Annotated in this window: 23 protein-coding genes and 1 tRNA gene; 8 read left to right on the top strand and 16 right to left on the bottom strand. The window is 36.8% G+C overall.

The features are described 5' to 3' along the window. Window positions 1–109: 109 nt before the first annotated feature. The 11 genes from Q0N70_RS07515 to dnaA form a co-directional block, all read right to left on the bottom strand. Window positions 110–1,132: a peptidylprolyl isomerase gene (locus tag Q0N70_RS07515; protein ID WP_294015439.1), complete on the bottom strand. Its 1,023-nt coding sequence runs from the start codon at window positions 1,130–1,132 to the stop codon at window positions 110–112. Window positions 1,133–1,147: 15 nt separating this feature from the next. Further along, window positions 1,148–1,924 (bottom strand): DUF6675 family protein, encoded by a 777-nt coding sequence (locus tag Q0N70_RS07510; protein ID WP_294015437.1) that lies wholly within the window; start codon window positions 1,922–1,924, stop codon window positions 1,148–1,150. Window positions 1,925–1,945: 21 nt separating this feature from the next. Beyond that, window positions 1,946–2,662, bottom strand: a complete 717-nt coding sequence (gene jag / locus Q0N70_RS07505) for an RNA-binding cell elongation regulator Jag/EloR (protein ID WP_294015436.1) — start codon at window positions 2,660–2,662, stop codon at window positions 1,946–1,948. Window positions 2,663–2,685: 23 nt separating this feature from the next. Beyond that, a complete protein-coding gene (gene yidC, locus Q0N70_RS07500; protein WP_294015435.1) occupies window positions 2,686–4,494 on the bottom strand; it encodes a membrane protein insertase YidC in 1,809 nt (602 codons plus the stop codon). Between the two features lie 20 nt (window positions 4,495–4,514). After that, window positions 4,515–4,763 carry a membrane protein insertion efficiency factor YidD gene (gene yidD, locus Q0N70_RS07495; RefSeq protein WP_294015434.1) on the bottom strand — a complete coding sequence of 83 codons (249 nt, stop codon included), beginning with the start codon at window positions 4,761–4,763 and terminating at the stop codon, window positions 4,515–4,517. Beyond that, complete coding sequence (gene rnpA / locus Q0N70_RS07490) at window positions 4,733–5,095, bottom strand: ribonuclease P protein component (protein ID WP_294015432.1); 363 nt, start codon at window positions 5,093–5,095, stop codon at window positions 4,733–4,735. Before rnpA ends, yidD begins: the two co-directional genes overlap by 31 nt. 17 nt (window positions 5,096–5,112) lie before the next feature. Further along, window positions 5,113–5,268, bottom strand: a complete 156-nt coding sequence (gene rpmH / locus Q0N70_RS07485; RefSeq protein ID WP_013700286.1) for a 50S ribosomal protein L34 — start codon at window positions 5,266–5,268, stop codon at window positions 5,113–5,115. A gap of 56 nt (window positions 5,269–5,324) precedes the next feature. After that, window positions 5,325–5,867 carry a DciA family protein gene (locus tag Q0N70_RS07480; protein ID WP_294015427.1) on the bottom strand — a complete coding sequence of 181 codons (543 nt, stop codon included), beginning with the start codon at window positions 5,865–5,867 and terminating at the stop codon, window positions 5,325–5,327. After that, entirely contained in the window at window positions 5,864–6,985 is a 1,122-nt protein-coding gene (locus Q0N70_RS07475; protein ID WP_294015425.1) for a DNA replication/repair protein RecF, read from the bottom strand. Before Q0N70_RS07475 ends, Q0N70_RS07480 begins: the two co-directional genes overlap by 4 nt. Before the next feature lie 17 nt (window positions 6,986–7,002). Further along, entirely contained in the window at window positions 7,003–8,127 is a 1,125-nt protein-coding gene (dnaN, locus tag Q0N70_RS07470; RefSeq protein ID WP_294015423.1) for a DNA polymerase III subunit beta, read from the bottom strand. A gap of 292 nt (window positions 8,128–8,419) precedes the next feature. Beyond that, the gene (dnaA, locus tag Q0N70_RS07465; protein WP_294015422.1) at window positions 8,420–9,877 is read right to left on the bottom strand and encodes a chromosomal replication initiator protein DnaA; all 1,458 of its coding nucleotides are present in this window, start codon (window positions 9,875–9,877) and stop codon (window positions 8,420–8,422) included. A 111-nt stretch (window positions 9,878–9,988) separates the two neighbouring features. Between dnaA and gyrB the strand changes: the two genes are divergently transcribed. Continuing rightward, complete coding sequence (gene gyrB / locus Q0N70_RS07460; RefSeq protein ID WP_294015421.1) at window positions 9,989–11,914, top strand: DNA topoisomerase (ATP-hydrolyzing) subunit B; 1,926 nt, start codon at window positions 9,989–9,991, stop codon at window positions 11,912–11,914. A gap of 8 nt (window positions 11,915–11,922) precedes the next feature. Beyond that, a complete protein-coding gene (gene gyrA, locus Q0N70_RS07455; protein WP_294015420.1) occupies window positions 11,923–14,379 on the top strand; it encodes a DNA topoisomerase (ATP-hydrolyzing) subunit A in 2,457 nt (818 codons plus the stop codon). 758 nt (window positions 14,380–15,137) lie between these two features. Here gyrA and argA read toward each other — a convergent pair. After that, complete coding sequence (gene argA / locus Q0N70_RS07450; RefSeq protein ID WP_294015418.1) at window positions 15,138–16,547, bottom strand: amino-acid N-acetyltransferase; 1,410 nt, start codon at window positions 16,545–16,547, stop codon at window positions 15,138–15,140. 132 nt (window positions 16,548–16,679) lie between these two features. Between argA and Q0N70_RS07445 the strand changes: the two genes are divergently transcribed. After that, window positions 16,680–16,753 (top strand) — tRNA-Val (locus Q0N70_RS07445). Between the two features lie 60 nt (window positions 16,754–16,813). Further along, window positions 16,814–17,287: an 8-oxo-dGTP diphosphatase gene (locus Q0N70_RS07440; protein WP_013702669.1), complete on the top strand. Its 474-nt coding sequence runs from the start codon at window positions 16,814–16,816 to the stop codon at window positions 17,285–17,287. 113 nt (window positions 17,288–17,400) lie between these two features. Here the strand turns inward: Q0N70_RS07440 and Q0N70_RS07435 are convergent, their stop codons facing one another. Then, complete coding sequence (locus Q0N70_RS07435; RefSeq protein ID WP_294015415.1) at window positions 17,401–18,498, bottom strand: S1 RNA-binding domain-containing protein; 1,098 nt, start codon at window positions 18,496–18,498, stop codon at window positions 17,401–17,403. Between the two features lie 80 nt (window positions 18,499–18,578). Here Q0N70_RS07435 and Q0N70_RS07430 point away from each other — a divergent pair, with 80 nt between their 5' ends. After that, a complete protein-coding gene (locus tag Q0N70_RS07430; protein WP_294015413.1) occupies window positions 18,579–19,058 on the top strand; it encodes a pyridoxamine 5'-phosphate oxidase family protein in 480 nt (159 codons plus the stop codon). 236 nt (window positions 19,059–19,294) lie between these two features. Next, window positions 19,295–19,588, top strand: coding sequence for a CD3324 family protein (locus Q0N70_RS07425; protein WP_294015411.1), 294 nt, complete (start codon window positions 19,295–19,297; stop codon window positions 19,586–19,588). A 64-nt stretch (window positions 19,589–19,652) separates the two neighbouring features. Here the strand turns inward: Q0N70_RS07425 and Q0N70_RS07420 are convergent, their stop codons facing one another. Further along, the gene (locus Q0N70_RS07420) at window positions 19,653–19,934 is read right to left on the bottom strand and encodes a helix-turn-helix domain-containing protein (protein WP_013702665.1); all 282 of its coding nucleotides are present in this window, start codon (window positions 19,932–19,934) and stop codon (window positions 19,653–19,655) included. 102 nt (window positions 19,935–20,036) lie between these two features. Here Q0N70_RS07420 and Q0N70_RS07415 point away from each other — a divergent pair, with 102 nt between their 5' ends. Further along, entirely contained in the window at window positions 20,037–21,026 is a 990-nt protein-coding gene (locus Q0N70_RS07415) for a PD40 domain-containing protein (RefSeq protein ID WP_013702664.1), read from the top strand. 271 nt (window positions 21,027–21,297) lie between these two features. Continuing rightward, the gene (locus Q0N70_RS07410; RefSeq protein ID WP_294015408.1) at window positions 21,298–21,942 is read left to right on the top strand and encodes a GNAT family N-acetyltransferase; all 645 of its coding nucleotides are present in this window, start codon (window positions 21,298–21,300) and stop codon (window positions 21,940–21,942) included. A gap of 94 nt (window positions 21,943–22,036) precedes the next feature. Here Q0N70_RS07410 and Q0N70_RS07405 read toward each other — a convergent pair whose 3' ends face one another. Both Q0N70_RS07405 and Q0N70_RS07400 read right to left on the bottom strand, forming a co-directional pair. Continuing rightward, a complete protein-coding gene (locus tag Q0N70_RS07405; protein WP_294015407.1) occupies window positions 22,037–24,265 on the bottom strand; it encodes a carbohydrate binding domain-containing protein in 2,229 nt (742 codons plus the stop codon). Window positions 24,266–24,298: 33 nt separating this feature from the next. Next, complete coding sequence (locus Q0N70_RS07400) at window positions 24,299–25,318, bottom strand: glycoside hydrolase family 5 protein (RefSeq protein WP_294015406.1); 1,020 nt, start codon at window positions 25,316–25,318, stop codon at window positions 24,299–24,301. Window positions 25,319–25,465: the final 147 nt, after the last annotated feature.

Below are 25,465 nucleotides of genomic sequence, written 5' to 3'. Positions count from 1 at the left end.
CTCTTAAATTTTTGTGGAAAACTTGGTATAAAAAAGTGAATAAATGACTTTTCCACAATAAAAAAAAGCACGCTGCTATTAACAACGTGCCTGTTAATTTTCAAAAAAATTATTTTATCTTTACAAGTTCAATATCAAATGCAATATAAGCGCCGCCAGGAATTACTCCAGGGTAGCCTCTGTCTCCATACGCCAAATCAGAAGGAATTACAATTGTTCTTTTTTCACCAAGCTTCATATCCTGAACCATAATATCAAAGCCTGGAATCATTTGTCCTGCTCCAGTTTGGAATTCAAGAGGGCCTCTGCCTTTTGACTGATCAAAAACACTTCCGTCTACTAAATATCCCTTATATTCAGTAGCAACTGATTTTCTTGAGCCGCATTTATTTCCAGTGCCTTCTTTTGTTATTTTATAGTAAATTCCATTCTTATCTTTTTCAAATCCTGGAAAATTCTTTTCTACTTCTGCAATTTTTGAAGCATTTGCTTTTTCTTTTGCTTCCAAAGCCTTTTTTTCAGCTTCTGCGGCAAGCCTGTCAAAATCAGCCTGTGTTGCAGTGAATTTTTCAGCTTCTTCGCCTTGACGGAGAATTTTTATGCTTTTAATTTCATCATTCTGAGCAATAGCATTTACTGTAGCTTGGCTTGCTTCATCAACAACGTGTCCAAAAATTGTATGATGACCATTCAGCCAAGGAGTTTCTACATGGGTTATAAAAAACTGACTTCCATTTGTTCCAGGTCCTGCATTTGCCATTGCAAGAACTCCAGAACCTGTAAATTCAAGTCCATCTACAATTTCATCTGCAAAATTATATCCAGGACCGCCTGTTCCGTTTCCTTTTGGATCTCCGCCCTGAATCATAAAATTAGCAATAACACGATGAAATTTTAATCCATCATAAAAAGGCTTTCCTTTTGCAGCATCCAAAGTTCCTTCCGCAAGTCCAACAAAGTTTGTTACCGTTAAAGGAGCCTGTTTATAAAAAAGTTCAAGAATAATATCGCCTTTGCTTGTATTTATTACAGCAAAAAGTCCATTTTTTCCTTCCAAAGATTTCATAGGTTTACATCCTCCATAAAAAATAAGCGAGCAGGCAAAAAGCAACGCCCCTATAAATTTTTTCATTTTTCCCCCAAAACATCACTCAGAAATTTGCTTAGAAAACCATGTGTAAATCGCATCAAGCCTATTTAAAAGCGACTTTTGCATTCTTTTTTCAAGAACTCCCAAAGAGAAAAAATTCGCCTTTACATTCATATAAACGACAATATAATCATCACAAACTGTCATAACAAGATTTATATGAACATTTTCTGGCTTTACAGCTTTTATAAACTTGTAATATACAGGGGTTGTGTTTACAAGTTTCATTGAAATTTCATTTTCAGTCTGAAAATATGAAACTTCGTAGTTTGTTTTTCCAAGCGAATTGTCATTTAAAAGGCAATACTGAACAAGTCCGTTTGCGCTTCCTTCTGTTTTATCATCAACTCTAGTTCTATCTTGAGGTCCTGCAATGCAATATGCGTCGTGATAAAGCGTAGTCCACTTTTTTTCACCATTTGAATAATATTGCATTCCTTCCATTTTGCTGACAGAACGTAAAATTACAGAAGCCTCATTCAAATCAATATTTTCTTTTGGAATAAGATAAATATTTTCGCCAATGAGAGAAGGCAAATCACCTTCATTTGACGCAAGTTCTTCTGCAATTTTATTTGAAAGCTCAGTTTTAGGAAGAAGTGAAAATTTTGCTTCTTTTGGCTTAAACTCATTAGCCTGAATTTTTCCCTGCTGCTTTAAAAGCTCAAAATTTTCTTTTCCAAGAATTTCTTCCGCGGAATAAGCCGACAAAAATGCAGTAAAAAAATTCAAAACTAAAAAAAATCCTGAAATTCTAAAAATAAACTTTTTCATCGGCTTTTCTCCAAATTTTAATCAGCGCACACCTTTATAAATAACGCGCACCTGCTTATATAAACCTTCTCCTTCCGATTTGGTTTCAACATCTGCAATATCATTTAAAGTTGTATGAATAAGACGGCGCTCAAAAGGATTCATCGGCTCAAGCAAAATTGAAGTTTTCTTCTGGCGGACTTTGTCAGCTGTAACATAGGCAAGGCGCACAAGACTTTCTTCACGGCGGATTCTATAATTTTCTGTATCAAGAATAATGCGCAAATCTTCTCTTCCAAGATGTCCTGCGTAAACATTTACAATAAGCTGCATTGCATCAAGGTTTTTGCCTTTTCTTCCAATAAGAATTGAAGACGACTCGCTTGAAAGTTTTATTCCAATCTTTTTTTCTTCACGGAACATGATTTCAACAGCAGCCTCATATCCCATTTTTTCAATAAGAGTTTTTACAAAATCAATAATTTTTTCTTCAATTTCGTCCTGAGGAAGAGGATTAGAAACTAACGAAGGGTCATTAGCTCTTGTTGTTGCATTAGGAACTTTTCCATCAAATTCAGGTGAAACTTGATTTTTTGAATCAACTGTGTGAACTCTGATTTTTACATATCCGTTTTTAAACAAGCTTTTTTTCTGGGATTCAAGAATTTCAACATCAAACTGGTCTTTTTCAAGTCCAAGCTCAGCAGCAGCTTTTTCAATAGCTTCTTTTTCTGTTTTTCCTTCATATTCGTAAGTCATATATTACCTCGCAAAATTAAATTTTATCTTGTTTTCTTTTTTCCGCCTTTAAATTTCAAGACGTTTTTATTTACAGTTTTTTCGTTTTCAAGCTCGGAGCGTTTTTTGTTCATTACGCTGTTTATAACAAGCTGCTGACCAATCTGAATAATATTACTGACTGCCCAGTAAAGCAAAAGTCCGCTCGGAACATTATAAAACAAGAAGAAGAACATCAACGGCATTCCATACATCATGAACTTCATCTGCGACTGGCTTGCTCCAGTTCCAGGATTTCCGTACTGAGTTATTTTTCCGTTCAAAAGCTGAGATGCAGTATAAATAAACGGAAGAAGGCGCAAATTGTTCATCGTAAATGCTGAAATAAAAGGAATGTTGCGTTTCCAAGTCCAAATGCTGTCTCCAGCTGAAAGATCTTCAATCCAACCTTTTACAAAACTTGCTCCGCGGAATTCAAAGTAATTATTGAAAACATTGTAAAGAGCAAACAAAATAAACATTTGAACAACCATCGGAAGGCATCCAGACATCGGATTGTATCCAGCTTCTTTATAAAGTTTTTGCATTTCCATGCTAAGCTTCTGCTGGTCATTCTTGTATTTTTCCTGAAGAACTTTCATTTTAGGCTGAATTTTCTGCATCTTAAGAGAACCCATAGCGGCATTTTTATTCAGCGGGAACAAAACAATCTTCAAAAGAATCGTAAGAATTATTATGGAAATTCCCCAGTTATGTGCAACTAAATTGATTTTTTCAAGACACCATTTTAAAATTATTTCAATCCAAGAAAGGAATCCGCTTGTCTGCAAAGCTTCGTTGAATTTAGCATTTGAAAGATTCCATGCGTTTTTTGTCTGATCATTATATTTTATAAGCTCGCGTTCCTGACGAGGTCCAACATAAATGTAATAAGTATCATTTGAAGTTTCGTCCAAAACAGGCTTTCTTGGAATAAAAATCTGGCATCCGTCTTCATTTTCAGATTTAGATGAAACTTTTATTTTTCCAAGCATATCAGAAGGAGAAGAAGGCTTTACAAGCATTGTAAAATATTTTCCGCCGACTCCAGCCCAGTCCACAGAATTCAAGTCGTAAAATTTATCTGAAATATTCTTGCGGAATTTTTTTCCGCCGTTCAATGCAAGAAATTGTCTTACTTCGTAGCGGTTTTTCTTATCGTATCTTGGTCCAATTTGAGGAGCGGTTCTTAAAGTATAAGCTGCGCCTCCAATTCCAAATTCTCCGCCTTCCTTAGAAATTATAGAAATATCAAGTTTAAAAGCATAATCATCAGGACTGAAAGTATATCTTTTTCCAAGTGTGAATTTTTTAGGATTTCCTTCAGAATCTTTAATTTCATAATCACGATAGAAAAGAATCGTATAATCGTCTTTCTTTGTCACATTGAATATATCATTTAAAGCCGGATTTTCAGTTCCGCCAAAAGAAATACTGAAAGCTCTGTTTGAACTGGTTATATTATTTACCATTTCAACGCCAGAACCAGTTTCTTTATCTTTATGCTCAAGAAGCTGATAGCTTGTAATGTCTCCGCCACGGTTTGTAAATGTAATTTTTGCTTTGTTAGTTGAAATTACAAATTCCTGAACATCTTCAGAATTCTGAACTGTCGCCTCAGAAAATGAAGCAGAAATCATTTCTTTTTCAGCTTTTATTTGAGCTTCCTGCTCTTCTTTTTTTGCTTCAAATTCGGCAGCTTGCTCACGCGCTCTTTCCTGCTGACGCGGCATAACATACTTTGTCTGAATAAACAAAGAAACAACAAGAACAATTGTAGAAAGTGCTATTGCTAAAATAGTATTTTTTTCCATAAATTTTTCCTTTTACGCCTTTAAGGAACAGGATCATAGCCTCCCTTGCAAAAAGGATTGCATCTGAGAATTCTTTTTATGGCGAAATAAAGCCCCTTTACAGGACCATGTTTTTGAATTGACTCCAATGCATAGGCAGAACAACTTGGAGTATAACGACAGCACGGAGGAAATAGAGGAGAAATACAAACTTGATAAAATCTTATAAAAAGAACAAAAAAACTTATGAAGAAATTTCTTATTCCTTTAATAAGCCAGCTTTTTTGCATAATGTCTTAAATTGTCCGCACCGCGAAAGGAACGAGTCATTTCCGGGATAAACTAAAAAAAGAATATCAAAACCGGTGTTCAGGCGCGCTTTAAAAAAACGATATGTTTCACGGCTATAACGTTTAGATCTGTTTCTTTCAACAGCATTTCCATAGCCACGGGGAAGAGGAAAAGCAATTCTATTAAAATCCAAATTATTTCTGGAAAAAAAAATTTTTGCTCCAGCAACACTGAATCTCTTCCCTGTTTTAAAAAGTTTCTGGATGTCGGCAAAGCGCTTTATATGTTCTTCTTTTCTAAAACGCCCTGTTTTTAGCAAGTCCGTATCCATCCTTTTATTCAGAAAAATCAGTAAGGCTTCTTTTCGTCAGAAACTGTAAGCTTGTAGCGACCCTTAGCTCTTCTTCTAGCAAGAACCATGCGTCCGCCGCGAGTTGCCATACGTGCACGGAAACCGAATTTTCTATTGCGCTTTACTTTGCTAGGCTGATATGTACGTAACATAATAAGACTCCTATATAAATAAAATTTTTTTCAGATTAGTAGAGCAGATATTATCATTATTTTTCAAGATTGGTCAACATACTTTTTCTTAAATCATCAAAAAGAACTTTTAATTCTGGAGGAAGCTCTTTTTTTTCTGACTTTTCCAAATTTTTATTGATGTTAATTCCAGATTTTTTGTTAATTTCTTCTTCAAATTCAAGTTTTTTTTCAACTTTTTTATAAATTGAATCTTTATTTTCTATTCCTGATGAAATTTCACCTTTGTTTCCTTTTAGGCGGAATGCAAGAGTTTTAAATTCAACTTCAGGAAATTTCATTCTAAATCCATTGATTATGTATTTTTTATGAAATTGTATAAGCGAAATCCAGCCAGGATGATCGGCTTCAATTAGCAAAATTCCATTTTTCAAGTCAATTACACGGCTATGTCCTGCCATGTTAAGACCTTCATTCGGATTTGAAGAATTTGTTTTTATGCGCGAAAGAATTTTTTTCCATTCGTCATAAATATTTACAGAATTCTGTGCATTTTCAACTTTTATAGAATTGAATGCATTTGAAATTATCTGGCTAAAAGAAACAATTTCTTCTCTCATTCTGAATCTTCCCATTTTCCGTCTTGAATTTTGTAAACTCTTGTGCTTTCTCTTTTGTAATTTTTATAAGGTTCTCCGGGAAGAAAAGTGCAAAAAAGCTGATCATATTCAGGCAAAAGAGAAGTTACTTTTTGTCTTTTTTCAGGATCTAGCTCAAGAAGAACATCATCCATAAGCAAAACTGGCTTTCTTGACGTAATCTGCTTATAAAAAACAGCTTGACCAGTTCTTAAAATCAAAGCTATAAGCCTTTTTTGACCAGTAGATGCTGTTGGAACAAAAGGAATTCCTTCTTTTTCAAAAACAATTTTATCCCGATGAGGTCCGCTCATTGAAGAGCCAATTATTTTTTCCTGCTCCCTTGTTTTATTTAAATAATCAACAACATAATCGACTGACGGAATATTTCTATCAAAAAAAGGAGAATTCAAATTGTCTGATTTATTTTTCCAAGACGGAATATATTTTATGGAAACTCCAGAAATTCCAGTTACCTGCTCGTAAAGTTTTCCAAAAATCTGATTAAAACCAAAAACAGCGTCTTTCCTTTTTTTCTGAATTTCAAGTCCATTTTGAGCAAGTTGAAAATCATAAGTTTCAAGCAAATCGTAATGCTTTTCTTTTAAACTTAAATTTCTGTTTTTTAGAATACGTTTATATTTTCTCATAATATCAATGTAAAGAACATCGTACATGCTCAATGACTGATCTATGAAAAATCGCCTTCTTTCTGGAGAACCTATGGCAAAGTCCAAATCTTCATGGCTATAAAGAACGCAAGGCATTGTATTTATAAGTTCTTTTCGGTCATGAAGAATTTTTCCGTCTTTTTCTATTTTTTTAAGCTTTTCCTTTAAAATAATTGAAGTTGTATGGGAAGTTCCGTTTTCTTCCCTGAACAAACATCTAAGGCTCATTTCATTTTCATTTTTTTTTATAACTTCTGAATCAATATGAGTTCTAAACGATGAGCCGTAAGATGAATAATAAAGTGCTTCCAAAAGATTGCTCTTTCCCTGTCCATTTTTTCCAACAAAATAAATTTCTTTTGATGACAAATCTATGTTTTCATTGCAGAGATTTCTAAAATTATATGGAGACAGAGAAAGAAAAGGCATTTTTTATGCTTTATTTTCTATTCTTTTTGCATCGGCATTATTATGTGGAAATAATCTTCAGCTGGCTCAGGGCGCATTGTAACAGCTTTCATTTCCTCTGTGAATTCAAATGCTATTTTTTCAGAATTTATGCCTTTTAAAGGTTCTTCAATATAGCGGAAATTTAATGCTATTGTATAAGATTCACCTTGATATTGACATGGAATTTCTTCATCTGCGCTTCCCATATCCGACTGAGAAGATGTTATTTTTAAAACTCCGTCAGAAATATTAAAGAAAATACGTCCAGCCTTTTTGTCAACCATAAGAGCAACACGTCTAAGAGCATCTACTAAATCAGTTCTGTAAACTTGAAAACTGTAAGCCTGATGTTCAGGAATAACACGCTCATAATTAGGAAACTGTCCTTCCAAAAGAGCCGCTCCAAATCTGTAGTTTCCGAATTTGAAGAAAATCATTTTATCAACAACAGCCACAAAAATATTTCCTTCTTCCGGAGCGTGCTTTAATATAATATTTAAAATTTTTGGATGAACTATAGCTGAAGGAAATTCGCTTATTCCAGCAAGAATTGATTTTGAAACAAAACTCAAACGGCGTCCATCTGTGGCAACCATATTTAAATTGTCGCCTTTTTTCTCAAAGAAAACACCATTCATAAAATAGCGAGTTTCATCTTCGCTTACTGCAAAAGAAGTCTGTGCTATCATTTCTTTTATGTCTTTTGATGAAACTTCAAAATAAGGAACATTTTCAGCTGAATAAAATTCAGGGAATTTTTCCTGAGACATGCTTTTCATCTGAAATTTAATTTTTTTATCTACAGGCTTGATTATTACATTTATAGACTGTTCTTCGCCTTCTTTTTTTTCCTGATTGAATTCAATTTCTCCAGAAGGAAGAGAATTCAAAATTCCCATGAATTTATCACAGTAAACTGTTGTAGTACCTTCTTCAGTTATCTGGACAGGAACTTGAGTTTCAAAATTAACTTTTATATCAGTTGCTTTTATAGTCAGCTTATTTTCCTGAGCTATAATAAGAATATTTGAAAGGATTGAACCCATGTTTTTTGTTGAAATGATTTCTTGGGCAATTGAAATTTCTTTAATCATTGTGTCTTTGTCAAATGTAAATCTCATATATTTCTCCTAGCTTTACTATACAATTTTGCATAATTATTCGCTTTTTAAAAGCAAATGAATTTTTATACACAAGCTATATTAAATTTATAAATTTATAAATTTTAGTAATAGTAGTAATAGTGCTTGTGGATTTATGGAAAAGTGATTTTTCTTTTTGTATTAAAAGAAATTAAGTTGTGCAAAAATCAATGAAATGAGTTCACTTTTTTTCCACAAATTCACTTTTTTTATAAAATCCTTATTTTTTCCACAGGATTATAACATATTTGAATATAGTTTTCCACTGAAATTAAAGCCTCTTGTAATCTTTTATTTCTTTTATAAGGAGCTCAATTGTTGAATTTAAGCTTTCGTCTGTTTTAAGCTGAAGTTCGATTGTATTGTAGCTGTGCATTATTGTTGAATGGTCTTTTCCGCCGAATTCAGCAGCAATTTCATTGAATGAAGATTCCGTTAAAATACGGGAAATATAAATTGCAATGTGGCGTGAATATGCTATTTTTTTATTGCGCTTTACTCCTTTTATATCGCTTAAAGAAATGTTGTAATGGTTTGCGACAACTTTTTGAATTGTGTCTATTGAAATTGAGCCGTCGGAAACTTTGCTTATGTTGTCGCTTAGAAGTTTTTTTGCAATATCGATTGTAAGATTTTTCTGCAAAAGCTCAGCATAGCCAATCATTTTATCAAGGCAAGCTCCAAGTTCGCGCACATTCGACTGAATATTTTTTGCTATGAAATCAATTACATCTTCTGGAACTGATTTTTTCTTTATTTCAAGTTTTTTTAAGAGGATGGCTTTTCTTATTTCGTAGCTTGGAGGCTGCAAATCTATTGTAGTTCCCATTGAAAATCTTGATTTCAGCCTGTCTTCGATTCCATTTAATTCTGAAATTGGACGGTCGCAGGTAAATACAATTTGAGCATGAGTTCTGTAAAGCTCTTCAAATGTATAAAAAAGCTCTTCCTGTGTCTGAATTTTATCTTCGAGAAAGTGAATGTCGTCTAAGAGCAGAACATCAAGTTTTCTGTATTTATTTTTGAATTTTTCAGAAGTTCCGTCTCTTAAAGAAAAAGTAAATTCATTCAAGAAATTTTCCGCGCTTATGTAGCAGATTTTTATGTTTTCTTTTCCTTCTGGCGGATTATTGTAGATATAGTTTCCAATTGACTGCATTAGGTGAGTTTTTCCAAGTCCGACCCCTCCATAAATTAAAAGAGGATTAAATCGTCTGCCTGGCTCTTTTGCGGCTGCGAGAGATGCGCTGTAGGCAAATTCGCTGTTTTCGCCTTTTACAAATTTTTCAAATGTGTAATCTTCGCTTAATTGAGGATGAATTTTAAAAGTGGGTACAGAATTTATGGGTGCAGATTTTTTTTCTGAATCGATTTCTATTTCGTTTGAAATATTTGAATTGTCAGAATCAATGGTTGCAGTTTTGGGTACAGAATTTATGGATTCAGATTCTTTTTGAGAATTTCGTTTTTTCAATATATAAGTTAAATTTATATTTTGTCCTGACAGTTCGGCTATTTTTGATTCTACTGCGTTTACATAACCTTTATTTACCATGCTGATCCACATGAAATCAGAGGGTACAGATACGGTTATAGTTTCAATTGTATCTTCTACATATTCCATGTTGAACCAAAGCTTGAATTCTGATTCCAATCCTTTTAGTTTGTATTCATCATGGATTTGTTTTAAGGCTTCATCCCAAAAAGCACGGTAATTCTGTTCACTCATAGCTTACAATTATACTCTGTCTTTACTTTTTTCTTCAATATGAGTATACTTATTTTTCAATTTATTTCTATTTTATATACATTTCATTTTGCGGAAATTTCGGAGTTTTTCATGTCTGAAGAAAATAATCAATACGGAGCAGGAAGCATTCAGGTTTTAAAAGGACTTGAAGCTGTAAGAAAAAGACCTGGAATGTACATAGGTTCTACAGGACCAAATGGACTTCATCATCTTGTTTATGAAGTTGTGGACAACAGTATTGATGAAGCTATGGCTGGTTACTGTACACAAATTACTGTGGCTCTTGAAAAAGACGATATTTGCCGTGTAGAAGACAATGGACGTGGAATTCCTGTTGATATTCATCCTACAGAACATATTTCAGCGCTTGAGCTTGTTCTTACTCGTCTTCATGCTGGCGGAAAATTTGACAAGTCAAACTATAAAGTTTCTGGCGGACTTCATGGAGTTGGAGTTTCCTGTGTAAATGCGCTTTCTGTGTGGATGGAAGCTTTTGTAAATAAAGACGGGAAACGTTATCATCAGAAATATGCGGAAGGAATTCCTAAGTCTAAAGTTGAATGCATTGGCGATACAGGACTTCATGGAACTACAATCCGCTGGAAAGCAGATGCTTCAATTTTTACAGAAACAACAACTTATAATTTTGATGTTCTTTCTACAAGGCTTAGAGAACTTGCATTTTTAAATCCTGGAATAACAATTGTTTTTAGAGATGAACGTCTTGAAAATCCAAAGGAAGTTGTCTTTAAATTTGAAGGCGGAATTAAGCATTATGTAAGCTATTTGAATGAAGGAAAAAAAATAATTCCAGAAGAGCCAATTTATATTAACGATGAAGAAAATGATGTGATTATAGAACTTGCAATGCAATATAATGACAGCTATTCTGAAAATATTTTTTCTTACGTTAATGATATTAATACTAGAGAAGGCGGAACTCATCTTGACGGATTTAAAACTGCGCTTACTGTGGTTTTAAATAAATTCCTTGAAAAAAATGAAAAGCTTCTTAAAAAGCTTGACAAGGATGAAAAGCTTACAGGAGACGATGTTAGGGTAGGGCTTACTGCTGTTTTGTCACTAAAAATTCCAGAGCCGCAGTTTGAAGGCCAGACAAAAACAAAGCTTGGAAATTCTGAAGTCCGCGGATATGTTGATTCGCTTGTAAAAGAAAAACTTACACTTTTCTGTGAGCAGAATCCGCAGATTACAACAATGATTCTTGAAAAAGCTGTTGGAGAAGCCGCTGCCCGTATTGCCGCTAGAAAAGCTAAAGACAGTGCGCGCCGTAAAAACAACATAGACAGTTTTGGACTTCCAGGAAAATTAAGCGATTGTTCTTCAAAAAATGCCGCTGAATGTGAAGTTTACATTGTTGAGGGAGATTCTGCAGGTGGTTCTGCAAAAAAAGGTCGCGATGCTAAAACTCAGGCAATTCTTCCTTTGTGGGGAAAAATGCTCAATGTTGAAAAAGTCCGTGCAGACAAAGTTGTAAATAACGAAAAACTTCAGCCTGTAATTGCTTCTCTTGGAGCTGGATTTGGAAAAGATTTCAATATTGAAAAGCTTCGTTACCATAAAATTATAATAATGGCCGATGCCGATGTTGATGGAAGCCACATTAGAACTTTGCTTTTAACATTTTTCTTCAGATATATGCCTGAGCTTATTGAAAAAGGATATGTTTATCTTGCAATGCCTCCTTTGTTTAAAATTGAAATTGGAAAGCAGAAAATTTATGTTTATTCTGATGAAGAGCGCGATGCTGAGCTAGAAAAGCTTGGAGACAAAAGAGAAAAAGCGGATGTTCAGCGTTATAAAGGTCTTGGCGAAATGGACGGAAATCAGCTTTGGGATACGACTATGAATCCTGAAACACGCAGAATGAAAGTAGTTACAATTCCAGATGCAGTTGCTGCAGACAGAATTTTCAGTATTTGCATGGGAGAAGAAGTAGAACCACGCAGAAAATTTATTGAAGAAAACGCTGTTTATGCAAATCTGGATGTTTAGGATAAAAAATGGAAAACACAGAAAATACAACAAATCTTATAAAAATTCCGATTGAAAATGAAGTAAAGCAGGCTTTTATTGACTATTCAATGTCTGTTATTGTAAGCCGCGCTCTTCCTGATTCCCGCGATGGTTTAAAGCCTGTTCACCGCCGAATTATTTATTCCATGGAAGAAAATCATCTTTCTGCAGGCGGAAAAACAAAGAAATGCGCCACAATTGTTGGTGATGTTCTTGGAAAATACCATCCTCATGGAGATGCTTCTGTTTATGATGCTCTTGTTCGTCTTGGACAGGATTTTAGCCAGCGTTATATCGTAGTTCATCCGGGCGGAAATTTTGGAACAATAGCCGGAGATCCTCCTGCCGCATATCGTTACACCGAAGCAAAAATGACAAAAATTGCCGAGGAAATGGTTGAAGATATAAACAAAGATACTGTAGATATGATTCCTAACTATGATGATACAAAGGAAGAGCCTACAGTTTTGCCTTCAAAATTTCCGTTTCTCTTATGCAATGGTTCTGTTGGAATTGCTGTCGGAATGGCTACAAATATGCCTCCTCACAATCTGCGTGAAGTTGCAAATGCCATAAGCGCATATATTGATAATCAGGATATAACAGTTGATGAGCTTTTAAATCATATAAAAGGTCCTGATTTTCCTACAGGCGGAATTATTTTTGGAAAACAGGGAATTGCAGATGCTTACAGAACTGGACGTGGAAAGATTCTTGTCCGCGGAAGATTCAATATCGAAGTAAGCAAAACAGGACTTGAATCCATTGTATTTACTGAAGTTCCTTACGGAGTGAATACAAGAACTCTTTGTGAAAAAATAGGCGAGCTTGCGCGTGATAAAGTTATTGATGGAATCAGCGCAATAAATGACGAATCTTCCGACAGAAGCGGAATGAGAATTGTAATTCATCTAAAACGTGGCGCAATAACAAAAGTTGTAATAAATCAGCTTTTTGCAAAAACAGCGTTGCAGTCAAGTTTTGGAGTTATAAATCTTGCGCTTGTAAAAGGTCGTCCGCAGATTTTAAATTTAAAGCAGATTATAAAATGCTTTGTTGATCATCGTGATGAAGTTATAACTCGCCGCGTAACTTTTGACTTGAATAAAGCACGTGCGCGTGAACATATTCTGGAAGCGTTGATTACAGCTGTTGATGCAATTGATGAAGTTATAAAGATGATTCGCTCTAGCCGTGATGAAACAGAAGCCAAAGCCAAGCTTATGCAGCGTTTTGGATTTGATGAGATTCAGGCTGAAGCAATTGTTGAAATGCGTCTTGGCCGTCTTACAAATTTACGTATCGATGAGCTTCGTAAGGAAATGGAAGAAGTAAAGGCTTTTATCGCCCATTGTGAAGATTTGCTTGCTCACCATGAAAAAATTCTTGCGATTATAAAAGACGAAACAAATGAGCTTTCTGAAAAATATGGTGATGACAGAAAAACTGACATTGTTGCTGGCGAAGTTGAAAGCATAAATGTTGAAGACATGATAAAAGAAGAAGATATGGTCATTCTTGTTTCTAAGCTTGGCTATATAAAAAGAGTTTCTGTAAGCCAGTATAAGAGCCAGGGAAGAGGCGGAAAAGGAACTATTTCAGCAAAGCTTGTTGAAGAAGACTATATAAATCAAATGTTTGTTGCTTCAACGCATGATTATTTGATGTTTATTACAACTGAAGGAAAATCTTACTGGATAAAAGTCCATGAAATTCCTGAAGCGTCTAAGACAAGCCGCGGTTCCCATATAAAAAGCCTTCTTGCTGTCAGTGCGAATGAAGATATTACAACAATTGTCAGCTTAAAGGAGTTTTCAGAAAACAATTATTTGTTTATGGCTACTGCAAATGGCGTTGTTAAGAAAACTCCTACAAGCGACTTTAGAAATGCAAAATCCCGTGGAATGCAAGCTGTTCGTCTTGACGAGGGAGATACTCTTGTAAGTGCAATTCTTTCTACAGGAAAAGATGAGCTGCTTCTTGTAAGTCGCCGTGGACAAGCATTAAGAATCAATGAAGAGGATGTGCGTCCAATGGGAAGATCTAGCCGCGGTGTTGCCGGATTAAAACTTTCTGAAGGCGATGAGCTTTGTTCTGCTATAAGGATTCATACAGAGCCTGATTCAAAAATTCTTGTAGTTACAGAAAAAGGCATAGGAAAAAGAGTTGATTCCGCAGAATTTAACGCGCACGGAAGAGGAACTGGCGGTCAAAAGATATTTGGCAATGTTGAAGACAAAGGTGAAATTATAGGCGCTTTGTGTGTTCGTGATACAGATAGCATTATGTGTATTACAAGCCAAGGAACTTCTGTCCGTGTTGAAGCTAAGGATATTACAGTGCAGGGCAGGGGAGCGAGCGGAATAAAAGTTGTTTCAATCACAGATCCTGATTACGTTGTTGGAGTGGATAGAATTGCCAACGATGAAGATGAAAAAAAATAACTTTTAAAAAGTGAAAAATTGCCGTGGATTTTCTTTTGAATTTCCGCGGCTTTTTTTATGAAATTTTACTAAATTTTTGTCAAATTTGTTTTTACTATAAATTTATTTAAATTTTGTATTATCTTTATTTAAATATAGATATTTTAAAATGTTTCATGTGAAACATTGTTTTTCAACAAGTTTTCCACAAGTGTAGGTTTCCTTTTAAAAATTTTAAATCCATTGTAGTTTCTTATAAAACAAAGAATTACAGAATTTTACAATTCAATTGTGTTTTAAAATTTGAAAATTTCCATAGTTTTTCCACATCTATGTTTCACGTGAAACACATTCACTGTTTTTGTATATTATGTTTTCCTATTAATTTTGATAAAAAATATTTTAATATTAGGAAAAGTATCGAGTTTTAATTTTATTATTGAACTTAATACTGCTGTATTTCTGAAAGAAAATTGGTTGATATGCTATTGAAATCTTGCAGCAAATTCTTTCGTCGTAGTATGGGAATGACACTTAAGTGACTGTTCTTATCAAAACTCGATATTTGGGCAGTTTGCTTGCTGTGGTGTTGTAATGTTTTCATAATAAATTTAGTTGTGAATCTACTGTAAATTTTCAATTATATTTCTTTTATCATTGTGTAATAGTAATTCTTAACAAATATAGTTTTAAAAATTTTATTAAAAAAAAATACCCATGTTTCACGTGAAACACAGGTATTCATTCTTTATTTTAAAATTTGAATTAAGTTTTTGACGTTAAAAAAGCCTTAATACTTTTGAACCTCTATTTGGATTCCATTTTTCTTTTCTTTCTTTTGGCAAAGTTGATATATCGGAAAGTTTAAAGCCTAGTTTTTCAAACCAATCTGCTGTTTGTGTCGTTAATAGGAATATTCCTTTTGAATTGTTTTGTTTTGCTTGTTTCACGAGAAACTCTATCATTCTTGGACCGATTCCTATATGAGAGCAGTTTTTGTCAACTGCGACGCCTGCAATTTCTGTTTGTCCGTCTGAGTAAGTAATGAGTGAAGCGCAAGCTCTAATTGCACCATCAAGTTCGTATACAATAAAATTGTTGAACTGAGCTGAAAGACTTTCTTTTGTTCTAGGAAGAAGAATTCCTGATTCTATAAATGGCTGCATTACATTTATAACTGCTGGAATGTCTTCTCTTGTCATTTCTCTGATTTTTCCGTAGTTGTTACTGTAAACCATTGTTCCAGAGCCCAAGTCGCTGAATATTTCACATGGAACAACTCCGTCTATAGAGCCGTTCAGTATGTGAACTCTGTCAACTCCTTGAGTGCAGGCTTTTTCCGCTTTTTTTAAAAGAGTGAAAATTTTTTCTTTCAAATACATTTTATTTGTTTCAGGTGAAATATTTTTATCTAAATTTACCAAACGTTCGGTAGAATTTTCGTTATTTTCAGTTGAATTTACCGAGGGTTCGTTTGTTTTTAAAAATAATTCAACTTCTTCTAAGTTTAAAGCCGGAATATTTCCTTCCTGTGAAAGACCTATTTCTTTTGGAATTAAGAAATTTTCTGAGCTGATTTCCGCATTTGGAACAAGAAAAAAAAGCTTGTCGGCGTTCAGGTTGATTGCGATTTGCTGTGAAAGTTCAATTGAAGAAATATTGTAAGGCTTTCCGGCTATGCTCCATCCTATGCAAGGAAAAATCGGAATAAATCCATTGTCTAAAACTGTTTTTATTGAATCAGTTTGAAGCTTTTCTATTTCGCCGCTTGTGCCGTAATCAAATCCGTCGATAACGCCTTTTCCTCTGGCTCTGACCCAGTTTCCTATGACTGAGGTTTTTCTTTCACCTGCAAAAGCTGTCATTATTTGATTTGAAACATCAAACGCCGCCATTTTTATAAGAGGCATTGCTTCTGGTCCTGTTATTCGGCAGTTGCAGTGAATTTTCCATTTTATATTTGCATTTGAGAGAATTTCATTTATTTTTTTGCTTGCTCCGGGAACTAAAATTATTTTTAAGCCAGCTTCGTGAATAAAACAAATGTCTCTTATGTGGTTCAGAAAATGCGGACTGTCAATAAGATTGTCATCTATGTAAATTACTACGAGCGCATTTTTAAATCTTTTTATATAGCGGATTACGTCCCGGATTCTTTCGGCTTTTTCGTGAATTAGATTTTCTTCCATAATATGTTAGTATTACGAAGCTAAAAAAAACTGTCAATCATTAAAATATAATAACAAATTGTTATAAATGAAATCTTTTTGATTTTTTATATAGACAGAGTTTTTTATATATGCTAATATTCAAAAATATAAGGGCTCTTAGCTCAGCTGGTACGAGCGTCTGGTTTACACCCAGAATGTCGGGGGTTCGATCCCCTCAGAGCCCATAAAGACTTCATGTTTTTACATGAGGTCTTTTTTTATTTACGGAAATTTGCAGGAAAAAAATGAAAAGTCAGCTTACAACTTTGTGTTATATTGAAAAAGATGATTGCTATCTGATGCTTCATAGAGTTACGAAAAAAAATGATATAAACCACGATAAATGGATTGGCGTTGGCGGACATTTTGAAGCTGGGGAAAGTCCTGAAGATTGTTTGCTCCGGGAAGTAAAAGAGGAAACAGGGCTTGTTTTAAATTCGTTTTCTTTTAGAGGAATTGTTACATTTTTGTCTGATGATGATCCTGCTGAATATATGTGCCTCTACACAAGCGATGATTTTTCCGGGAATCTTATTGAATGCGATGAAGGAAATCTTGAATGGATAAAAAAATCAGATTTTAAGAATCTTGAGCATTGGGAAGGCGATTTAATTTTTCTGGATTTGTTGGAAAAAAATGAGCCGTTTTTTTCTCTTAAGCTGATATATAGAATTGGAACTTTAAAGGAAGCTGTTTTGAATGGAAAAAAGATAAGGTAAAAAAAAGAGGTGTCCTTGAGTTTGCCGAAATGACTGAGTACACTAAGTAGGTTGTTTTCGACAAGCTCAAGCGCCGCATTTTCAACTTCTGGGGTCATCCTCTTTTTTATATTTTATTTTTTCAAGAGAGCTGCAAAAGGATTGTAAGTTTCTCCGTCATCATCGTCTTTATGTGATGAAAGATATTCCGCCGCATTGTCCTGTTCTTCATTTGAAACAACTGGAGCAAGCGAAATTCTTTTTTCTTCAGAATCAACTTTTTCAACAATGACTGGAAATTTCTCGCCAGGCTTGTAGATTTTTTTAAGGTTTGTATTGCGCTCAACATTCAACTTGGATATGTGAACAAGTCCGTCTATACCAGATGCAATGTTTACAAAAATTCCGAAATCAGCTACACGTGAAATTATTCCTTCTATTTTAGTTCCAGCTGGGAAGTCTTTTTTTGCGTTGTCCCAAGGATCGGATTCAAGTTCTTTTGTTGAAAGAGAAACTTTTTCGTGCTGCCAATCTGCTTTTATGATTTTTGCCGTTATTTCTTGTCCTACTTTTAAAACATCTGAAACGCTGCTGACTCTAGCATGGGAGATTTCAGAAATTGGAAGTAGCGCTTGAAATCCATTTAAGTCGATGAATGCGCCGTAGGACTCGATTGATTTTACTTTTCCAGTAACGGTCATTCCTTCTGTATACTTTTTTGAAAGCTGGTCAAGTTCTGCATTTGCCTGTTCTTCAAGAATTGCCCGGTTTGAAAGAACTATGTTTTTTCCGTCATTTTTGAATTCTTGGATTTTGAAAGCAAGGTGTTCGCCTACATATTCGGCTGGCTCCTTTTTCTGTCTGTATCCCATTTGAGAATAGGGACAGAATGCACGGCTTGTACCAATCATTACTTCAAATCCGCCTTTAATTTCTTTTGTAACGTGGCCTTCTACTGGAATTCCGTTTTTGAATGCATTTTCGAGAACAGATTTTCCTGCGTTTTGACCGGCAAGTTTTGTTGTAAAATGAAGCTCTTCGTTTTTTCCGCCTAGAAAATAAACTTTTATCTTGTCGCCTTCCTTTATAGAACAATTTCCGTTTTCATCGCAAAATTCAGCTTTGTTAACGAAGCCTTCACTTTTCAGTCCAAGATCAATAAAAACTGTGTCATTTGAAATTGCGGCGACAGTTGTTTCAATCATCTGTCCCTGTTCATATAAATTTTTCATTTGTTTTCCTTGTAAAATTGATTTCTAAATTATAAAATGAATTTGAAAAAATTTCAATTTGCAAATCTTGGATGTAAAAAATGAGGCGAAAAGAAAGAGAAATAACTGACTTTGAAGAAATTATAAAAATTCTTGATGAGTCAAATTTTTTGACGCTTGCTATGATAAAAGGAACTGAGCCGTATTCTGTACCCGTAAATTTTGGGTACAAACTGGATGGTGACAGAAAAATGATTCAGATTTTTATTCACGGAGCTACAGAAGGTACAAAGCTTAACTGCATAAAAGATTGTCCCCGTGTATCTTTTTCTGCTGTAAGCTATTCTGAAATAGGTGCAAATAAAGAGCCTTGCGGGTGGACAGACTTTTATAGAAGTGTTTGCGGAAAAGGAAATGCGTCTATTTTAGAGGATGCAGATGAAAAAAAAGGAGGACTAATCTGTATCCTAAAAAAATATGGGTACAAAGGTCCGTCTGTTTTTCCTGCTATTATGATGAAAAAAATAAGCATGATAAGAATTGATGTGGACGATTTGACTGGAAAATTCCATGAAAAGTAAATTGAATTTTACTGTCATTATTTGTTTTATCAAAAATCGACATTAGACCTAGAAATTTATGTTTTTTTATACTACAGTTTTTATGTTGAAAACAAATTTGTTTTCTAAGGAGCGACTTATAAAAAACATGACAAAAATGGAGCTTGTGCCGCGCCGGCAGTAAAGGCGCAGTTTGAGTTTCAAAGGCTTTTACTGCTTGTTCAATTAGAAAAATCTTTTTGAAAAGCGTTATCAAAATGAATTACGTAAAAGCGAAAAATGTTCTTCCGTCCGAACTTCTTGAAAAAATTCAGGAATACGCGGCTGGAACTTATTTGTATATTCCGCAGAAATGCGAGAACCGCAAAAACTGGGGAGAATCAAAAGATTCCAAAAACTGGTACAAAAGACGGAATCAGCGGATATACAAAAATTACGAAGAAGGATTTTCAGTCAGCGAGATTTCTCAAAAATTCTTTCTGAGCGAAAAATCAATTTACAGAATCATCTTGTGCGCAAAAAAAGCAGATGAGTTGAACTTTTCTGATTAAATGTCGCTAAAGCTGTTGTATAAAAACTGGCTCTATAAATAGGGTCAGTTTTTTTTATTTTAAATTATTTTGCGTTTCTTAAATCGTCAACAATAAGCTGAATATGCGAAATCTGAATCTCCGTTAAATTTTCAACATCCAAAGTTCGTTTTTTATCAAGACCCAAAAGATAATCGGTTGAAACTTCAAAAAAATTCGCAATTTTCACAAGCATTTCTATAGAAGGAAGAATATTGTCATTTTCCCAGTTTGAAACACTTTGCTTTGTAACTCCGAGTTTGTTTGCCAGTTGAATCTGACTGATTCCACGGATGTTACGGAGCTCACGGATTTGTTCATTCAGCATAAAAAACCTGTCTACTTATTTTTGACCATTGTATAATTTTTAATTGACTTTAAAGAAATACTTTTGTATTGTAATATTTGACTTAATGTAAAAGAGGTTTTTATGAAAAAATTTATTTTTTTGGCTTCTGTGATTGCGTTTTCGGTTACAGTTTTTTCTTGCGTTACCACTGATGAAGTTCAGGTTTCGTACGACAAAAGCGTTTTGCAGAATGTTTCAAAGGTTACAGATGATGGCACTGCAAAGACAGATATAGCGGTTTCTCCGGATGGAAATCAGTTACTTTATGTTGAGATTGACAAAAGTGTTAATAGCTATATAACAAACATGAAGGTATCAGATGACATTTATTATTACAGTTCTCAAATGTATTTGCTCCGTGATATTAGTCGTCCTTCAAAGACTCCGCTTGGTCTGACATTCTCATATTGGCCTGCATGGAATAAAAACGGAAAGGAATTTGTATTTGCCTCGCTTGAAAACAACCAGTTCAAGCTAGTCCGCGCGAACATCGAAGGCGGAAGGAAAACTTACATTACAAGAACGCCGATTGGAAGTGAAGATATAAGACCTGATATAAAGGACAATATTATTTTATGTCAGACAAAAATAAATGGAAAGAATCAAATAGTTACATTGAATTATGACGGCACTGAAATAACTTTAATTTGCGAAGGCTACAGTCCTTCATGGCATCCTAGAGAAAATAAATTTGTCTTTATTCGTGACGGTGGAATTTTTGAAATGGATCTCGACTTGAATCAGGCTACAGAAATTTACAAGGATGTTGATTTTCCTTGCTATAAACCTTCATATTCAAAAGACGGAAAATATATCTTGTTTTCACAATTGACTCCTGTAAATACAAAAGGTTCCATGATTTCAAGCCTTTCAAAAAGGATAATTTCTATTGCAAATAGTCGAACAAATATTCATTTGTATCTTATTTCATCTGACGGCATGAACAAAACTCAGCTTACAAGCGGTGCTGTTGATGCATATACTCCAGTCTGGGGTGCGGACAATACAATTTTCTTTATCTCGGCGGCAAACAATAAAACAGACATCTGGAAAGCGAAAGTTCAATACTGATTTAGCGAGTGTTGACTGACGAAAGCTCTGCGTTTTGCAGGGCTTTTTTTGTTTGCAGATTTTCTCATTCTCTTTTCTGAAAGGTCTTTGAGGTAGGAAACTGGTGCGGCTTTGCTTATTATTAAATTAAATAAAAATGTCATTCCGATTCAGAATGACAAACAGGTAAGCCATTTCGAACTTAGATTCGGAATCTGCCGGATGAATTTTAGCCTGAAAAATCAGACAAAATAATTTATCTGGCGGGCAATGAAAAAACTTTGGAGGAAAAATGGAAAAAAAAGTAGACATGAAAAAAATCACGTTCAGAAACGAGACTCCTGCGGACTACAGGGCGGTTGAAAACCTTACGCGCGAGGCATTCTGGAATGTTTACAAACCAGGTTGCGACGAGCATTTTATTTTGCATAATTTCCGCACAAGAAGCGAATTTGTTCCGGAACTTGATATTATAATGGAAGAGGAAGGAATTCTTGTTGGACACGTTATGTTCGCAAGGGCGGAAATAAAACTTAACAACAGTAAAACACTTCCAATCATGACGTTCGGGCCAATCAGCATTGCGCCGGAGTTTAAGCACAAGGGATACGGAACAGTTCTTCTTAGGTACGCAATGGAAAAGGCAAAGAAAATGGACTGCGGCGCGCTTGCAATCACCGGCAATATCGACTTTTACGGAAAAAGCGGATTTGTTGTGGCAAAAACAAAAGGAGTTCGCTACTATGCTGACCCGGATGCGGATTATTTTCTGATAAAAGAACTTGTTCCGAGTTTTCTGGACGAAGTGAAAAATTGCGGTGGTGGAAGTTTCAAGGAACCGGACGGATATTTTATTGATGCAAATGAAGCAGAAGAGTTCGATAGGCATTTTTCGATAAAAGAGAGGCTCAGTCTGCCGGGACAGATTTTCGGGTAAGTTTCTATTGAGCTGAATGAAAAAACTCCCCTGAACCTCAGACAGAATCTTGCTGAAATACGGCGCAGGAGAGTTTTTTTTTAGAAGAGAAAAATCAGTTTCCCTTTTCCTCGAGCACGATGTTGTCTACTGTAACTGTGTGCTTTCTGGTGATCCGCTTGTCGTTCACGGCTCCCATCGAAACGCTCAGGATTACAGCCCTGTCGGTCTGCCCGTTCATCGTGAATTCGCATGAGTATCTTTTGAATTCCTTTGAGACGTCTATTTTCTGTGTTCCAGAATACGGAATCCAGTTATTGTCCGAAGAGCCGTCGCGCTGTAGGGCGAACATTATGGTGCGGTCAATTGTTGACTTCGCATCAAACTCAATTCTGTATTTTTTTCCTTTTTCCAATGTTATTCCGTTCTGCTTTAGCTGAATCATCCAGTCGAGATTTCCTGTGTCGGAGATGTTCATGCAGAACGCGTTGTCCTCGGAAAGTGAATCGACAGCGTAATCAGCGGAAGCCGACTCGTTCAGGTAGACCTCGTAGCCTGTAAGCCCGGAGGAGAAGTTTCCGTTCACGAGCATTGCGTTCTCCTGAATGCGCACGTTGTCAAGAAGAACCGTTCCGTCTGTGTCAAAGCTGAATGAGAGCGCGGATGATTTTTCCTTTTCCGCCGTGAACACGAACTTGAATTTCTTCTCGCCGGAAGAAAGGGAAGCCTCAAAACTTTTTCCCGAAATTTCAGCCTTTATTTTTCCGGAAGAAGCTGAGGATGAGTCAAAGCTCAGAAGATATTCAGTTCCCGGGACAAGAGGTATTCCTTCCTGAACAAGCCGGATTTCAGCGTCCTTGGGATTTTCTGCGCGGAATTTGCGGATGTTGTCCGTGTTCGTGACCTGGAATTTCGCGCCGTTTTTGGCGGAAACACTCCATTCCGCAAGCCGGTTTTCTCCTTCCTGGAATTCTCCGTTGTGCACAAGGTTTCCGTCGGGAAGCACCGATTTTTTTCCTGATGAATTTTGAGGCGCGCTGACCATCTCAAGACGCACGCTGGAAATTCTTACCGCCGCGGTGGAATTCTGGTTTCCCAGGTTGAATTCAAGCCGTCCCGCAGGATCGTCGGCATCGTTCATCTTGAATGTGAAGTCAAAATGCTTTTTCTGCGGTCCCACTTTTATCTTCGTGTCCTTGAGATAGCGTATCCATCCCGCTTCCGGAGCTGTAACCGCGGTTATAATCGTTCGCTCCTTTTCCGCAGATGCGTCGAACGAAAGCCTGTATTCCGCGCCCTTTAGCATCGGAAGACCTGCCTGCACGAGCTGAACAGAATAGTCAACGCTTCCAGCCGCATCGGAGGTTATGACGATGTTTCCGCCGTCGTAATCAAAGCTGCCTTTTCCGCCCTGGGCAAGAAGGAAGTTCCAGGAGCCGCCGTCTTTTCGGATATAGTTTCCGTCAGAATCCGCCGTCCGGAATTCCGCCTTTCCTGATTCAGGCTTCCTCACGTTCTCGTCGTAGCTTTTTTTCTGATAGACTTTCACGTAGTCCACGAGAAGCTGCGCGTTCTTTGCGAATTTGGTCGTGCGGTCCGGATTTCCAGGCCAGTTTCCGCCCACCGCAAGGTTCAGTATTATGTAGAAAGGCTGGTCGAACGGAGCCGGATAAGTTACCTCGCCGAATCCCTTGCGCTTTGTGTACCAGCTGTTCTCCTTGTGGTACATTTTTCCGTCGGCATAGAAGCGGATTTCGCCCGGTTCCCACTCGCAGGCTACAATGTGCCAGTCGTCGGAGAAGCTTTTTCCCTGCGCGGCTGCCTTTCCCTGTGACTCCTTGTGAGGCTCGCCGTAATGGAGCGTTCCGTATATTTCCTTTGTCCTGTCGCCTAGAACCTCCGCAATGTCGATCTCGCCGCATTTTGGCCACTGTCCGTAGAGATTCTCTTCCGTGGGCATCATCCAGAACGCCGGGAGGAATCCCTTGCCGGAAGGAAATTTTATGCGCGCCTCAATCCGTCCGTATTTGAAGTCATGCTTGCCTTTTGTGTTGATTCTGCCGGAAGTGTACGCAGTTTTTCCGCCCCGCGCTTTTTTCTGAACGGCCTGAATCACGAGATTTCCGTCCTTTACGTAGATGTTCTCCTTTGAGTCCACATATTCCTGAAGCTCATTGTTCACCCAGCCCGGCTCGTGGTACTCGTAGTTCCAGTCATCCAGATTGAGGGAATTTCCGTCAAAATCATCCTTCCAGACAAGGTCGCTTTCGCTGTAGCTGGTCTGCGCGAAGAATGGAGCTGCGGCGAAAATAATTCCCGCGGCAAATGCAATCGTCTTTTTCATGTTTCCTCCTTGTAAAACTCCGTGCTATATAAATTATTCGGTCATCATTTTTATAAGCTCACTGCGGATTCCGTCGTAGTGGCTTTCCGTAAGTCCGAAGTCCATCTCCTTGTAGGTCCACACCGCGTGTCCCACACCGAATTCCCTGAAAATTTTATGCACATCGGCGAACCAGGCTTCTGTTCCCTTGACGGGCGCGCGGTCAATCACTCCATATTCTCCGCAGTAGACGGGAACTCCGGCGTTTTCAGCAGCCGCGCAAGCCTCCCCAATCATCTGCCGCATAAGCTCGATTCCCGGAAGATTTCCGTCAGTGTCGGCGACATCTTTTCCCTTGTATCCGAGCGGAACGGATTCCTCGCGGAAATATGACAGCGAGGCAGGGTATTTTATCTCGCGGTTGGGACTCATTCCCGGAACCCAGGGCGCTTTCTGATGCGTGAAAATCAGCGGCTCGTAAAAATGGAAGGTGAAAATAACGTTGCGGAATTCTGGCTTCCTTAAAAGGCGGAGAGTGCGCGCGCTGTTCCACTGGATTCCGCCGTAAATCACAAAAGTTTCAGGCGCATTCTTTCTGATTACGCTAAGTGTGCGGACAATGAGGGCATTCCAAGGCTCAGCCGCATCCTGCTCCACAACCTCGTTAAGAAGCTCAAACGCGACGTTCTTTTTTCCGCCGAATCTTGACGAGACTTCATTCCAAAGCGACACGAAAAGCTCCTGAAGATGCGGACTTGAAAAAAGCGAGTTTCCATTTTCCGTTCCCGCGTCGTTGAAGTCGTAGCCGCAAGCCTTGTGAAGGTCAAGGACCACATCAAGCCCGGAATCTTCCGCCCATCCGACAAATTTTTCCAGCCGCGAAAATCCTTCCTCAATGAAAGTTCCGTCCGGATTCTGGACAACCTCGCTGTCGAACGGAAGCCTTATGTGGTCAAAGCCCCAGCCGGCGGCACGGCGCACATCGTCCTCATTTATAAAACTGTCGTAATGCTCCTTTGTGTGGCGGCACTGCGAAAGCCATCCTCCGAAATTTATTCCCTTTGAAAGATTCATGTTTCCTCCGTTTTTAAGCCGAACTCTGAATTTGCAGAACTGGAATGAACTGGCTGCAACGCAAAAGCATGAGTTCCGCACAGACCAATCTTGCAAACGGCAGAATAATATCATTGAATTTCCGTCTGATATATCATAATATTTGTA

The sequence above is a fragment of the uncultured Treponema sp. genome, from assembly GCF_945873775.1.
In the GTDB taxonomy this organism is placed as follows: Bacteria; Spirochaetota; Spirochaetia; order Treponematales; family Treponemataceae; genus Treponema_D.
The sequence above is the reverse complement of the archived record's forward strand: the minus strand, read 5'-3'. Positions and strand labels throughout refer to the sequence as shown.